The sequence below is a fragment of the Actinacidiphila glaucinigra genome, from assembly GCF_900188405.1.
GTDB classification, from domain to species: Bacteria; Actinomycetota; Actinomycetes; order Streptomycetales; family Streptomycetaceae; genus Actinacidiphila; species Actinacidiphila glaucinigra.
On record NZ_FZOF01000016.1, the window covers coordinates 1 to 13,272 of the forward strand.

The 13,272-nt window shown below is 71.6% G+C and carries 13 protein-coding genes; 12 read left to right on the plus strand and 1 reads right to left on the minus strand.

All coding sequences use genetic code 11. The annotated features are described in order from the left end of the window. The 4 genes from frc to CHF15_RS26950 form a co-directional block, all read left to right on the plus strand. On the plus strand, positions 1-1,207 hold a 1,207-nt coding region (gene frc / locus CHF15_RS26940), incomplete at its 5' end, for a formyl-CoA transferase (RefSeq protein ID WP_107418571.1). Between the two features lie 2 nt (positions 1,208-1,209). After that, positions 1,210-1,365, plus strand: coding sequence for a hypothetical protein (locus CHF15_RS45070; RefSeq protein WP_179279976.1), 156 nt, complete (start codon positions 1,210-1,212; stop codon positions 1,363-1,365). Positions 1,366-1,497: 132 nt separating this feature from the next. Next, positions 1,498-2,049, plus strand: coding sequence for a beta-class carbonic anhydrase (locus CHF15_RS26945; protein ID WP_089226466.1), 552 nt, complete (start codon positions 1,498-1,500; stop codon positions 2,047-2,049). Between the two features lie 220 nt (positions 2,050-2,269). Beyond that, entirely contained in the window at positions 2,270-3,070 is an 801-nt protein-coding gene (locus tag CHF15_RS26950; protein WP_089226467.1) for an acyl-CoA dehydrogenase family protein, read from the plus strand. Here the strand turns inward: CHF15_RS26950 and CHF15_RS26955 are convergent. Then, positions 3,028-3,717, minus strand: coding sequence for a GntR family transcriptional regulator (locus CHF15_RS26955; RefSeq protein WP_089226468.1), 690 nt, complete (start codon positions 3,715-3,717; stop codon positions 3,028-3,030). The genes CHF15_RS26950 and CHF15_RS26955 overlap by 43 nt on opposite strands. Before the next feature lie 317 nt (positions 3,718-4,034). Between CHF15_RS26955 and CHF15_RS26960 the strand changes: the two genes are divergently transcribed. The 8 genes from CHF15_RS26960 to CHF15_RS26995 all read left to right on the plus strand — a co-directional run bounded on the left by CHF15_RS26960 (position 4,035) and on the right by CHF15_RS26995 (position 13,234). Next, entirely contained in the window at positions 4,035-4,490 is a 456-nt protein-coding gene (locus tag CHF15_RS26960; RefSeq protein WP_245939055.1) for a formate dehydrogenase subunit gamma, read from the plus strand. Then, a complete protein-coding gene (locus tag CHF15_RS26965; RefSeq protein ID WP_089226470.1) occupies positions 4,487-6,103 on the plus strand; it encodes a formate dehydrogenase beta subunit in 1,617 nt (538 codons plus the stop codon). The genes CHF15_RS26960 and CHF15_RS26965 overlap by 4 nt, the downstream gene beginning before the upstream one ends. Continuing rightward, on the plus strand, positions 6,100-8,928 hold the full coding sequence (gene fdhF, locus CHF15_RS26970; protein WP_089226471.1) for a formate dehydrogenase subunit alpha: 2,829 nt from the start codon (positions 6,100-6,102) through the stop codon (positions 8,926-8,928). The genes CHF15_RS26965 and fdhF overlap by 4 nt, the downstream gene beginning before the upstream one ends. Next, entirely contained in the window at positions 8,928-9,140 is a 213-nt protein-coding gene (locus CHF15_RS26975) for a formate dehydrogenase subunit delta (protein WP_245939056.1), read from the plus strand. Before fdhF ends, CHF15_RS26975 begins: the two co-directional genes overlap by 1 nt. 369 nt (positions 9,141-9,509) lie before the next feature. After that, positions 9,510-9,713: a cold-shock protein gene (locus CHF15_RS26980; protein ID WP_030069301.1), complete on the plus strand. Its 204-nt coding sequence runs from the start codon at positions 9,510-9,512 to the stop codon at positions 9,711-9,713. An 87-nt stretch (positions 9,714-9,800) separates the two neighbouring features. Next, on the plus strand, positions 9,801-11,468 hold the full coding sequence (locus CHF15_RS26985) for a DEAD/DEAH box helicase (RefSeq protein ID WP_089226472.1): 1,668 nt from the start codon (positions 9,801-9,803) through the stop codon (positions 11,466-11,468). Positions 11,469-11,554: 86 nt separating this feature from the next. Beyond that, positions 11,555-12,196 (plus strand): PadR family transcriptional regulator, encoded by a 642-nt coding sequence (locus CHF15_RS26990; RefSeq protein WP_089226473.1) that lies wholly within the window; start codon positions 11,555-11,557, stop codon positions 12,194-12,196. A gap of 81 nt (positions 12,197-12,277) precedes the next feature. Beyond that, a complete protein-coding gene (locus tag CHF15_RS26995) occupies positions 12,278-13,234 on the plus strand; it encodes an ATP-binding cassette domain-containing protein (protein WP_089226474.1) in 957 nt (318 codons plus the stop codon). Positions 13,235-13,272: the final 38 nt, after the last annotated feature.

Below are 13,272 nucleotides of genomic sequence, written 5' to 3' on the forward strand. Positions count from 1 at the left end.
TCGTGTTCTGGACATGACGCATGTCCAGTCGGGTCCGTCGGCGACGCAGTTGCTGGCGTGGCTGGGTGCGGACGTGGTGAAGCTGGAGGCGCCCGGGGGTGACATCACCCGGCGTCAGCTGCGGGACGTGCCCGGGGTGGACAGCCTGTACTTCACGATGCTCAACGCGAACAAGCGGAGCATCACGCTGAACACCAAGACCCCGCGCGGACGGGAGATCCTGACCGACCTGATCGCCCGCAGCGACGTGATGGTCGAGAACTTCGGCCCCGGCGCGATCGACCGGATGGGCTTCACCTGGGAACGCATCCAGGAGATCAACCCCCGCATCGTGTACGCCTCGATCAAGGGCTTCGGGGACGGCCCCTACACCGCGTTCAAGGCCTACGAGGTCGTCGCGCAGGCCATGGGCGGCTCGATGGCCACCACCGGCTTCGAAGGCGGCCCGCCGATGGCCACCGGCGCACAGATCGGCGACTCCGGCACCGGAGTCCACGCCGTCGCCGGGATCCTGGCCGCCCTCTACCAGCGCACCCACACCGGACGCGGACAACGCGTCCAGGTCGCCATGCAGCACGCCGTCCTCAACCTGTGCCGCGTCAAACTCCGCGACCAGCAACGCCTGGCCCACGGACCACTGGCCGAATACCCCAACGAGGACTTCACCGACGAAGTCCCCCGCTCCGGCAACGCCTCCGGCGGCGGACAACCCGGCTGGGCGGTCAAATGCGCCCCCGGCGGCCCCAACGACTACGTCTACGTCATCGTCCAACCCGTCGGCTGGCAACCCCTGGCCCAACTCATCGGCCACCCCGAACTCGCCGACGACCCCGAATGGGCCACCCCCGAAGCCAGGCTCCCCAAACTCGCCAAGATGTTCCAGCTCATCGAGGAATGGACCACCACCCAGCCCAAATGGCGGGTCCTCGAAGAACTCAACCGGCACAACATCCCATGCGGGCCGATCCTGTCCACCAAAGAGATCATCGACGACGAAAGCCTCAAGGCCAACGAAATCGTCGTCGACGTCGACCACCCCGAACGCGGCACCTACACCACCGTCGGAAACCCCCTCAAACTCTCCGACTCACCCACCACCATCCACCGCTCACCCCTCCTCGGCGAACACAACCACGACATCTACACCACCGAACTCGGCATCCACGAGGACGAGCTGCCGGGGCTCAAGGCACAAGGAGTGATCTGACCATGAACGCGGACCACACGCGCCGTCCCACCGCCGGCGACACCACCCGGCGGTGCGAGCCGCCGCCGTACCGGCGGCGTCCGGAGCACGGCACGTCGGCGCGGCGGACCCCGCCGCCGTACCGGGGGCGCTGCGCCCTGCGGTCCGGCCTGCGTTGATTCACGGCGTCTATCGACCGCCGGGAGGAAACCGGAGCGGCGCGAGCCGCCGTGGTCCACCCCGAACCGGCCCCTCACGTGCATGATCGGAACACGTGGGGGGCCGCACCAGAAAAGGAGCGCACCGGAGTCATGTCGACGTCAACGTACGGTTCCGCACAGCCCGGCGGCAGCGCCGCGGGCGGGGAGACGGTCATCGACCGCCTCGTGGAGTCCAACCGCAAGTACGCCGCGGGGTTCGACGACCCCGGCATGGGCGCCCAGCCCGTGCTCCAGGTCGCCGTCGTGGCCTGCATGGACGCCCGGATCGACCTGCACGCCGCCCTCGGCCTGGAGCTCGGCGACTGCCACACCATCCGCAACGCTGGCGGCGTCGTCACCGACGACACCATCCGGTCGCTGACCATCAGCCAGCGGGCCCTGAAGACCCGCAGCGTGATACTGATCCACCACACCGGCTGCGGCCTGCAGACCCTCACCGAGGACTTCCGGCACGAGCTGGAGATGGAGGTCGGCCAGCGCCCCGCGTGGGCGGTGGAGGCGTTCCAGGACGTCGACCAGGACGTCCGGCAGTCGATGCAGCGGGTGCGCACCTCCCCGTTCCTGCCCCACACCGACGACATCCGGGGCTTCGTCTTCGACGTCACCACGGGGCTGCTGCGGGAGATCGACCCCCAGCCCTGAGCCCCCGGGGCACGACGCCCCGTCCAGACCTGCGCGCGGACCGGCGGACGGCAACCTGCCGGGAGACGCGGGACGGCTGCTCCCGGCGGCTGGTCCGCGCGCACGCCGGCGGGGCGGCCGGCCCGCACGCACACCCGCGTGCCCGGCCGCCCCGTCCGTCGGCGTGCCCACATCCACTGCCTGACGGCAGATCAGCAACCGTTCCCGAGGGGGTCACCTCGTGTCGTACCGCAACGCCTTCTCCCGTGTCCTGAGCGACGTCATCGCGCCCCGTGCCGAGCGGACCGGCAGGGAGGGGAGCTTCCCGCGCGGCGCGGTGACCGCCCTGGGCGAGGCGGGCCTGCTCGGGCTGACCGTCTCCGCCGGACTGGGCGGCGGTGGCCGGGGTCCGGCCGAGGCCGCCGAGGTCGTCGCGCGGATCGCCGGGAGCTGCCCGGTGACCGCGGCCGTGCTCCAGTCCCACTACGCGGCGGTCGCCGTGATCGAGGCGTGCGGAAGCGCCTGGGTGCGCGGCGAGATAGCCGCCGGACGCCACCTGAGCAGCCTCGCCCTCGCGGACGGTGCGTACGGCGCCGTGGGTGCGACCGCCACCCGCACCGGTGAGGTGGTCACCCTGAGCGCCCGCAAGCGCGAGGTCGTCGCGGCGGGGGAGGCCGACAGCTACGTCTGGTCGTCCCCGCCGCTCGCCGCCGCGGACGGGCTGACCCTGTGGCTGGTGCCCGCGCACGCGCCCGACCTGTTCGTCCCCGCCCGGCCGGACGGGGCGGGGCCGCACGGCAGCGCCACCTCGACGGTGCTCGCCGACCCGGTCCTCGTCCCCGCCGACGCGATGCTCGGGGAGGACGGCGCGGGGCACGACGTCGTGCTGCGCACGGTGCTGCCGTGGCTGCTCGAACTGCGGGACGCCGTGGGCGCGGCGGCCGTCCACCCGTCGGTGGCGGCCGCGGAATCGGCCCCCTCGGCGCCGGCCGGGGCGGCTCAGCTCAGCGCCGTCGCCCCCGCCGCGACCGCCTTGCGGTAGTCGCCGGTGCGTTCGGTGTGCTTGCGCATGATCTCGCCGGCGCGTTCGGCGTCGCCCTTGGCGATGGCCTTGATGAGCTGGGCGTGCTCGTTCCAGGCGTCCTTGCCGCGGGGCTTGGCGATCGGGGTGTAGTACCACCGCACCTTCCGGCTCACCTGCGAGATCAGTTCGGCCAGCACGGCGTTGGCGGCGATGGACGTGATGAAGGAGTGCAGCGCCGTGTTCGCCGTGACCAGGCGCTCCACGTCACCCGCGGCGAGCGCCCCGACCCCTTCCTCCTGCAGCTCCCAGAGGCGTTCGACGTCCTCGGGCTTGGCGTTCCCGGCGGCGAGCCGGGCCGAGTAGGTCTCCAGCACCGAGCGGACGCCCAGCAGTTGGGCGGCCTCCTCCTCGGTGGGGGAGTGCACGAAGGCACCCTGGGCGGGGCGCAGGTCGACCCAGCCGTCGGTCTGCAGGCGCTGCAGGGCCTCGCGCACCGGCTGGCGGGAAACCCCGAGATGCTCGGCGAGTTCGGCCTCGACCAGGTGCTGGCCGGGCGTCAGGGACCCGCTGATGATCAGTTCGATGAGGGCGTCGTACACGGCCTGGCGCAGTGGTGCGGGGCGGGCGACCCGGTGGGTCGCCGCGGCCGTCAGGGCCTCGCGCATGGTTCCCCCGTTCTGCCACCGAGCCTGTGGGCCGACGGCTCTCGACTGGTGGCCGCCGTGAGGGTCGCCGGCGGCGGGAAGAGTCAGTATACAGGTTTTGGTATGCAACATGCCTTCTGTCGCGGCAAGGCGCGCCCTGGTGGCGGGACTTGGAAAAGTCCTGGCCGCAGCATTCTGTATGCAGAAGTTTGTATGCGGTATCGTCGCGGTGTACTGCCGGCACCGTCGGGAAGGCGAAGCGGCTCTGTGACGATCCCGCGCCGGCACTCCCTGACCTGGCGAAGGCGGAGTGGTCAATGACGATCGGCGGGAGTGACATGACGGTCGAAGACGCGGTCCGGACGGTTGTGGCTGATCATCGGGATCAGCGCGGTGCGCTGCTGCCGGTACTGCACGCCCTGCAGGCCGAGTTGGGGTGCGTACCGAAAGAGGCGATACCGGTGCTCGCCGACGAGTTCAACCTCTCCAGGGCCGACGTCCACGGAGTGGTGACCTTCTACCACGACTTCCGCCGCGAGCCGGCGGGACGGACCACGGTGCGCATCTGCCGCGCCGAGGCGTGCCAGGCCCTCGGGTCCGACGCGCTGGTGGGCTACGCGCGGGAAGCGGGACTGGCGGTGGGGGAGACGACCCCCGACGGCTCGGTCACCGTCGAGCAGGTCTTCTGCCTCGGCAACTGCGCCCTGGGGCCCGCGGTCGAGGTCGACGGCCGGTTGTACGGACGAGTGGACACGGCCCGGTTGGGCTCCATCCTCAAGGGGACGGTGGCATGACGAAGGACTCTTCCGACTCCGCGGTGACGGTCTACGTCCCGCGTGACTCGGCGGCCAGATCGGTCGGCGCGGACGAGGTGGCGGACGCGCTGATGCGCGCCGCGGCGGAGCGGGAGGCGCCCGTCGAGGTGGTGCGCAACGGCTCCCGCGGCATGCTGTGGCTGGAGCCGCTGGTCGAGGTGGTCACCCCGGCCGGCCGCGTCGGGTACGGGCCGGTGGCCCCCTCCGACGTCGAGGGGCTGCTGGCCGCGGGCATGCTCGAGGGCGCCGACCACCCGCTGCGCCTCGGCGTCGTCGACGAACTGCCCTGGCTGGCCCGCCAGACCCGGGTCACCTTCTCCCGCATCGGGATCACCGATCCCCTCTCGCCGGAGGACTACCTGCGCCACGGCGGCCTGGCCGGACTGCGCACCGCCCTCGGCATGGCCCCCGCCGACGTCGTCACCGAGGTCACCGACTCCGGTCTGCGGGGACGCGGCGGCGCCGGCTTCCCGGCCGGCATCAAGTGGAAGACCGTCCTGGACTGCGCCGACGAGCTCAAGTTCGTGTGCTGCAACGCCGACGAGGGCGACAGCGGCACCTTCGCCGACCGCATGGTCATGGAGGGCGACCCCTTCATGCTCATCGAGGGCATGACGATCGCCGCGCACTCCGTCGGCGCGCGCGAGGGCTACATCTACATCCGCTCCGAATACCCCGACGCGGTGGCCACGATGCGCGCCGCGATCGGCATCGCGCACGAACAGGGGTGGCTCGGCAAGGGCATCCTCGGCTCCCCGCTCGACTTCGAGCTGCACGTACGCGTCGGCGCCGGAGCGTACATCTGCGGCGAGGAGACCTCCATGCTGGAGAGCCTGGAGGGCAAGCGCGGAACCGTCCGCGCCAAGCCGCCGATCCCCGCGATCGAGGGCCTGTTCGGCAAGCCGACGGTCGTCAACAACGTCCTCACGCTCGCCACGGTGCCGGTCATCCTCGCCGAGGGCGCGAAGGCGTACCAGGAACTCGGCGTGGAACGCTCCCGCGGCACCCAGGTGTTCCAGCTCGGCGGCAACATCGCCCGCGGCGGGATCGTGGAGACCGCCTTCGGCGTCACGCTGCGCGAACTGGTCGAGGAGTACGGCGGCGGCACCTTCTCCGGGCGGCCGGTCCGCACGGTGCAGGTCGGCGGGCCGCTCGGCGCCTACCTGCCGACGTCGATGTTCGACCTGCCGATGGACTACGAGGCGTTCGCCGAGGCGGGCGCCATGCTCGGCCACGGCGGTGTCGTCGTGTTCGACGAGTCCGTCGACATGGCCGCCCAGGCGCGGTTCGCGATGGAGTTCTGCGCCGAGGAGTCCTGCGGCAAGTGCACGCCCTGCCGGGTGGGCTCGGTCCGCGGTGTCGAGGTGATCGACAAGATCGTGGCCGGTCAGCAGCGGGACGAGAACCTGGCCCTGCTCGAGGACCTGTGCGAGTTGATGACCGACGGCTCCCTGTGCGCGATGGGCGGGCTCACGCCGATGCCCGTGCGCAGCGCCATCGCGCACTTCCCCGACGACTTCCTCGCCCGCGACCCCGGCCGGGCGATCCCACGCACGCACGCCCATGGAGGCAGGACGGAGGGCACGGCATGACACTCCTCAAGGAACCCGACTTCGGCACACCGGAGCGGCCCGGACCGGCGACGGTCTCGGTGGAAGTGGACGGGATGCCGGTGACGGTGCCCGAGGGCACATCGGTGATGCGCGCCGCCGCGCTCGCCGGCATCGACATCCCCAAGCTCTGCGCCACCGACAGCCTGGAGCCGTTCGGCTCCTGCCGGCTGTGCGTGGTGGAGATCGACGGCCGCCGGGGCACCCCGGCGTCCTGCACCACGCCGGTGGCGGCCGGGATGAGCGTGCGGACCCAGACCCCGAAGGTGGAGAAGCTCCGCCAGGGGGTCATGGAGCTGTACATATCCGACCACCCGCTGGACTGCCTGACCTGCCCCGCCAACGGCGACTGCGAGCTGCAGGACATGGCCGGCGTGGTCGGGCTGCGGCAGGTCCGTTACGGCTACGAGGGCGAGAACCACCTCGACGCCGAGAAGGACACCTCCAACCCGTACTTCGACTTCGACGCCTCCAAGTGCATCGCCTGCTCCCGCTGCGTACGGGCCTGCGGCGAGGTGCAGGGCACCTTCGCCCTGACCATCGAGGGCCGCGGCTTTGACTCCAAGGTGTCGGCCGGCGCCGGCGAGACCTTCATGGAGTCCGAGTGCGTCTCCTGCGGCGCCTGCGTGCAGGCCTGCCCGACCTCCACGCTCCAGGAGAAGTCGGTGGTCGAGCTCGGCATGCCGACCCGCTCGGTGATCACGACCTGCGCGTACTGCGGGGTCGGCTGCTCGTTCAAGGCGGAGCTGCGCGGCGACGAGTTGGTGCGGATGGTGCCCCACAAGGACGGCGGCGCCAACGAGGGGCACTCCTGCGTCAAGGGGCGCTTCGCCTTCGGCTACGCCAGCCACCCCGACCGGATGCTCAAGCCCATGGTCCGGGAGAAGATCACCGACCCGTGGCGCGAGGTCGAGTGGGACGAGGCGATCGGCACGGTCGCCCGCCGGATGCGCGAGCTCCAGCAGCAGTACGGGTCGGGCGCGATCGGTGCCATCACCTCCTCGCGGTGCACGAACGAAGAGGTGTACGTCGTCCAGAAGATGGTGCGCGCCGCCTTCGGCAACAACAACGTCGACACCTGCGCCCGGGTCTGCCACTCCCCGACGGGGTACGGGCTCAAGCAGACGTTCGGCGAGTCGGCCGGCACCCAGGACTTCCGGTCCGTGGCCGAGGCCGACGTCATCATGGTGATCGGCGCCAACCCCACGGACGGGCACCCGGTGTTCGCCTCGCGGATGAAGCGCCGGCTGCGCGAGGGCGCCAAGCTCATCGTCGTCGACCCGCGCCGCATCGACCTGGTGCGCTCCCCGCACGTCCAGGCCGAGCACCACCTCCAGCTCCGGCCCAGCACCAACGTGGCCGTCGTGAACGCCATGGCGCACGTGGTGGTCACCGAGGGGCTGGTCGACCGGGCCTTCGTGGACGAGCGGTGCGAGGACTTCGACGGTTGGGAGGAGTTCATCGCCCGCCCGGAGAACAGCCCGGAGGCCACGGAGGAGCTCACCGGCGTGCCGGCCGAGGAGCTGCGCGCGGCGGCACGGCTGTACGCGCAGGCCCCCAACGGCGCGATCTACTACGGGCTGGGCGTCACCGAGCACAGCCAGGGCTCCACCATGGTGATGGGCATGGCCAACCTCGCGATGGCCTGCGGCAACATCGGCCGCGACGGCGTCGGCGTCAACCCGCTGCGCGGCCAGAACAACGTGCAGGGCTCCTGCGACATGGGCTCGTTCCCGCACGAGCTGCCCGGCTACCGGCACGTCTCGGACGACGCGGTGCGCACCGTCTTCGAGAACCTGTGGGGCGGCACGATCCTCGCCGAGCCGGGGCTGCGCATCCCGAACATGTTCGACGCGGCCATCGACGGCACCTTCCGCGGCCTGTTCGTGCACGGTGAGGACATCGCCCAGTCCGACCCCAACCTCAAGCACGTCACCGCCGCGCTGGAGGCCATGGAACTGGTCGTCGTGCAGGACCTGTTCCTCAACGAGACCGCGAAGTTCGCGCACGTCTTCCTGCCCGGCGCGTCCTTCCTGGAGAAGGACGGCACCTTCACCAACGCCGAGCGCCGCATCAACCGGGTGCGCGCGGTGATGAAGCCGAAGACGGGCAAGCACGAGTGGCAGATCGTCTCCGAGATCGCCACCGCCATGGGCCACCCCATGTCGTACGGGCACCCGAGCGAGATCATGGACGAGATCGCCCAGGTCACGCCGACCTTCACCGGGGTCTCCTTCCAGCTGCTGGACAAGCTGGGCAGCGTCCAGTGGCCGTGCAACGAGGAGGCCCCCGAGGGCACGCCCATCATGCACGTGGACGAGTTCGTGCGGGGCAAGGGCAGGTTCGTGGTCACCACCTTCGTGCCGACCGCCGAGCGCAGCACCAGGCGCTTCCCGCTGATCCTGACCACCGGCCGGATCCTCAGCCAGTACAACGTCGGGGCGCAGACCCGCCGCACCGGCAACGTCGCCTGGCACCCGGAGGACGTGCTGGAGCTGCACCCCCACGACGCCGAGGTCCGCGGCATCGTGGACGGGGACATGGTGACCCTGGCGAGCCGGGTGGGGGAGACGAGGCTGAAGGCCGAGATCTCCGACCGCATGCCGCCCGGGGTCGTCTACACCACCTTCCACCACCCGGTGACCGGGGCCAACGTGGTGACCACCGAGAACTCCGACTGGGCGACCAACTGCCCGGAGTACAAGGTGACCGCCGTCCAGGTGGGGCTCGCCCGCCCGCGCCGGGACGACGGCGCGGAGAACGACCGGGGCCGGGAGCGGGACGAGCTGCTGACGGTGGTGGACTGATGGCCGGCGCCGTGCCGGCGGAGCGCCGGATGGCCAACGACATCGCGGCCAACCTCGTCCATCTGCCGGGTGCCAGCGCGGCCGAGGCCGTCGCGGGGCACATCGGCAGGTTCTGGGACCCGCGGATGCGTACCCGGCTGTTCGATTTCGTCGACGCCGGAGCGGACGGCCTGGACCCCCTGGTGGTCGAGGCGGTGAAGCTGCTGCGCTGACGACGAGGAAATCCCGGCCGGCCCCGGCGGGCCGGGGGCCGGAACGCCGCGGGGGCTTGGAAGGGCGCCCCCGCGGCGGGGACGGGGGCGCGCCGGGCCCCCGGCGGGTACACGGACGGGTGAACGCCGCCCGGTGAACGTGGGGTGACCGACGGGTGCCCGACCCTGCCCCGCTCCCGTCCCCGGTCCGTGCCGTCCCGGCCCCGTCGGCCCCGTCCGCCGTGCCGGGTCGATATGTGTTAGGGTGAAGTAGTTGCAGTTGTGGTACCCATAGGAATTATGTGCGCCTGACGGATTCTTCTCCCGCAGGCGCATTATTTGTTCTCCGGCATCTCCGGGTGGGCCCTCTGCCTAAAGAAGGAGAATGTCATGGCACAGGGAACCGTCAAGTGGTTCAACGCCGAAAAGGGTTTCGGCTTCATCGAGCAGGACGGCGGCGGCCCCGACGTCTTCGCCCACTACTCGAACATCGCCACCCAGGGCTTTCGTGAGCTCCAGGAGGGCCAGCGGGTGAGCTTCGACGTCACGCAGGGCCAGAAGGGCCCGCAGGCGGAGAACATCGTCCCCGCCTGATCGCCGGACGCGTACCCGCTCACCGGGGTCCGCACCGTCATGGTGCGGACCCCGGTTTGCGCTGTTCTCAGGAAGGCACACCACCGCATGTCCCGCAGGCCCCAGAAATCGAATCGGCGCGCGTCGTCGTCCGCACCCTCCGCACCGTCGCCGAGAGAATTCCGGCTGCCGGAAAGCACGACACCCGCACTCCCCGCGGTCGAGGACTTCGCCGCTCTCGACATGCCCGCGGGACTGCTGAAGACCCTCACCGCGCAGGGCGTGACCACCCCCTTCCCCATCCAGGCCGCCACGCTGCCCAACTCGATCGCCGGCCGTGACCTGCTGGGGCGGGGCCGCACCGGCTCCGGCAAGACCCTCGCCTTCGGCCTGGCGCTGCTGGCCCGCACGGCCGGACTGCGCGCGGAGCCCAAGGCGCCGCTGGCCCTCGTGCTGGTGCCCACCCGTGAACTTGCCCAGCAGGTGACGGACGCGCTGACGCCGTACGCGACGGCGGTGAACCTGCGGATGGCCACCGTGGTCGGCGGGCTTTCCATGACCAAGCAGGCCGCCACGCTGCGGCGCGGCGTCGAGGTGCTGGTGGCCACCCCCGGCAGGCTCAACGACCTGGTCGAACACGGCGACTGCGTGCTCGGCAGCGTCGGCATCACGGTGCTCGACGAGGCCGACCAGATGACCGACATGGGCTTCCTGCCGCAGATCACCAGGCTGATCGAGCGTGTGCGGCCCGACGGGCAGCGGATGCTCTTCTCGGCCACCCTGGACGGCAACATCGACCGCTTGGTGCAGCGGTTCCTGACCGACCCCGTGGTGCACTCCGTGGACCCGTCCGCGGGGGCGGTGACCACCATGGAGCACCACGTGTTCCACGTCCTGGACGAGACCGACAAGAAGGCCGTCACCACGCGCATCGCGGCACGTGACGGCCGGGTCATCCTCTTCCTCGACACCAAGCGGTCCGCCGACCGGCTCGCCAAGCGGCTGCTGGCCGTCGGCGTCCCCGCGGCGGCACTGCACGGCGGCCGTTCCCAGCCGCAGCGCAACCGCACGCTGGAGCAGTTCAAGAACGGCCAGGTGACGGCGCTGGTCGCCACGAACGTCGCGGCCCGAGGCATACACATCGACGACCTCGACCTCGTCGTGAACGTCGACCCGCCCACCGACCACAAGGACTACCTCCACCGCGGCGGCCGCACGGCCCGCGCCGGCGGCTCCGGCAGGGTGGTCACGCTGGTCCTGCCCGACCAGAAGCGGGACATGACCCGGCTGATGTCGGACGCGGGGATCCGTCCCCGGACGGCCCGCATCACCTCGGGCGCCGAGGAGCTGACCACCGTCACGGGTGCCCGTGAGCCGTCCGGCGTCGCCATCACCATCGAGGTGCCCCAGCCGGCGTCCGCGCCCAGGGCGTCCCGCGAGAAGAACGGCACCGAGAACGGCGGGCGGCCCGCTCGCCGGCGCCGCAGTGGCGGCGGCGGAGCCGGTGCCGCGACGGGTGCGGCTCCCGGGACCGGTGGCCGCGGCTCGGACCGCCGGGCCGCGGCCGGAACGCCGCCGGCCGGTGGCGGCCGCCGCGCGGGTTCGCGCGGGACGGCGGGTGCCGCGGGGGCTTCGGGCGGCCGGGGAACCGACCGCCGCGGTGCGCCGGGCGGGACCACCGGTAGCGGTTCCGGTGCGGGTACCCGCGGCGCCGCACGGCGGTCACCGGCCGGCGGCGAGGGCCGCCGGGGCACCCGGCGCAACCCCGCGGGCTGACCGGACGAGGGACCGGCGAGCGACTGGCGAGTGACGGGTGCGGGGCGCGTGAGGCGCCCGGCACCCGTCCGCCTAATCTGGACGGCATGTCAGCGATCCGTCTCCTCGTCCTGGGCGCGGTCCGCCAGCACGGGCGGGCCCACGGCTACCAGGTGCGCAACGACCTGGAGTACTGGGGCGCGCACGAGTGGTCCAACGCCAAGCCCGGATCGATCTACCACGCCCTGAAGCAGATGGCGAAGCAGGGACTGCTGCACGCCCACGAGATCGCCCCCTCGACGGCCGGCGGCCCGCCCCGCACCGAGTACGAGATCACGGACAAGGGGACCGAGGAGTTCCTGCGCCTGCTGCGCGAGGCGCTGGTCGCGTACGACCAGAAGATGGACATCCAGTCCGCGGCCATCGGCTTCATCGTCGATCTGCGCCGGGACGAGGCGCTGGACCTGCTGAGGGAGCGGATCCGCGGGATCGAGAAGTGGCGGGCCGCCGTCACCGAGCACTACATCCCCGAGGACGGCCCCGGTCAGCTGGGCCACATCGGCGAGATCATGAATCTCTGGGTGCACACGGCCGACTCCGACGCGGCGTGGACCCGTGGGCTCATCGAGCGGATCGAGGGCGGCGCGTACACCTTCGCCGGGGAGGGCGAGCCCTTCGTGGCCGTGCTCGCGCGGGGCGAGGAGAACCCGTACGCGACGGGGGAGCCGCATCCCGGGGACGCGCATTAATCAAATTTGACGAATGGATCGCGAGGCACTACTTTGCGCCGGTAATCAAGTTTGACTACTTGATCAGCGGAGGAGTGGCCAGTGACCGGCACAGCGATCACCGTCGAAGGGGTACACAAGAAGTACCGCGACAAACCGGCGCTGGACGGGCTCGACCTTGAGGTCGCGCGCGGCACCGTGCACGGGGTGCTCGGCCCGAACGGCGCGGGCAAGACGACCCTGGTCCGGATTCTGTCCACCCTGCTCCGGCCGGACCGCGGCCGCGTCGAGGTGGCCGGGCACGACGTGGTGACCGAGGCCGCGGCGGTGCGGTTCCGCATCGGCCTGCTCGGGCAGCACGCGGCCCTCGACGAGCAGCTCGGCGGCCGCCAGAACCTGGAGATGTTCGCCCGCCTCCACCATCTCGGCGCCCGCCGGGCGCGCGAGCGCGCCGACGAGCTCCTGCTGCGCTTCGGCCTCGCGGACACCGGGCGCAAGGCGGTCGGGCAGTACAGCGGCGGCATGCGGCGCCGCCTCGACCTCGCCGCGTCCCTCGTCACCGATCCCGAGGTGCTCTTCCTCGACGAGCCGACGACCGGACTCGACCCCCGCGGCCGCGCCGAGGTGTGGGCCTCCGTGCGCTCCCTGGCCGACGGCGGCACGACGGTCCTGCTCACCACCCAGTACCTGGAGGAGGCCGACCAGCTCGCCGACCGCATCTCGGTCGTCGACCGGGGCCGGGTGATCGCCGACGGTACGGCGGACGAACTCAAGGCCCGCACGGGCGGCGACCGCATCGACGTGGTGCTGCGCGACGCCGGCCAACTGGCCGCGGCCGGGGCGCTGCTGCCCGCGTTCGGGGGCGAGGTGTCGGTGGACGCCGACCGGCGGCTCGTCAGCGCCCCGGTGGCCGACCGCATGGCCGCGCTCACCGGGGTCGTCCGTGCCCTGGAGTCGGCCGGCATCGAGGCGGAGGACATCGCCCTGCGCCGCCCGACCCTCGACGAGGTGTTCCTGCACCTCACCTCTGACGACCACCGTGCGAAGGAGACCGCGTGAGCGCCGCATACACCACCAGGGGCCCGGCCCGGCCGGCG

Excerpts from the sequence above, each read along its gene's own strand:
- CHF15_RS45070 (WP_179279976.1), top strand. The coding sequence starts at position 1,210 with ATGAACGCGGACCACACGCGCCGTCCCACCGCCGGCGACACCACCCGG.
- CHF15_RS26945 (WP_089226466.1), top strand. The coding sequence starts at position 1,498 with ATGTCGACGTCAACGTACGGTTCCGCACAGCCCGGCGGCAGCGCCGCG.
- CHF15_RS26955 (WP_089226468.1), bottom strand. The coding sequence starts at position 3,717 with ATGCGCGAGGCCCTGACGGCCGCGGCGACCCACCGGGTCGCCCGCCCC.
- CHF15_RS26960 (WP_245939055.1), top strand. The coding sequence starts at position 4,035 with ATGACGGTCGAAGACGCGGTCCGGACGGTTGTGGCTGATCATCGGGAT.
- CHF15_RS26965 (WP_089226470.1), top strand. The coding sequence starts at position 4,487 with ATGACGAAGGACTCTTCCGACTCCGCGGTGACGGTCTACGTCCCGCGT.
- fdhF (WP_089226471.1), top strand. The coding sequence starts at position 6,100 with ATGACACTCCTCAAGGAACCCGACTTCGGCACACCGGAGCGGCCCGGA.
- CHF15_RS26975 (WP_245939056.1), top strand. The coding sequence starts at position 8,928 with ATGGCCGGCGCCGTGCCGGCGGAGCGCCGGATGGCCAACGACATCGCG.
- CHF15_RS26980 (WP_030069301.1), top strand. The coding sequence starts at position 9,510 with ATGGCACAGGGAACCGTCAAGTGGTTCAACGCCGAAAAGGGTTTCGGC.
- CHF15_RS26985 (WP_089226472.1), top strand. The coding sequence starts at position 9,801 with ATGTCCCGCAGGCCCCAGAAATCGAATCGGCGCGCGTCGTCGTCCGCA.
- CHF15_RS26990 (WP_089226473.1), top strand. The coding sequence starts at position 11,555 with ATGTCAGCGATCCGTCTCCTCGTCCTGGGCGCGGTCCGCCAGCACGGG.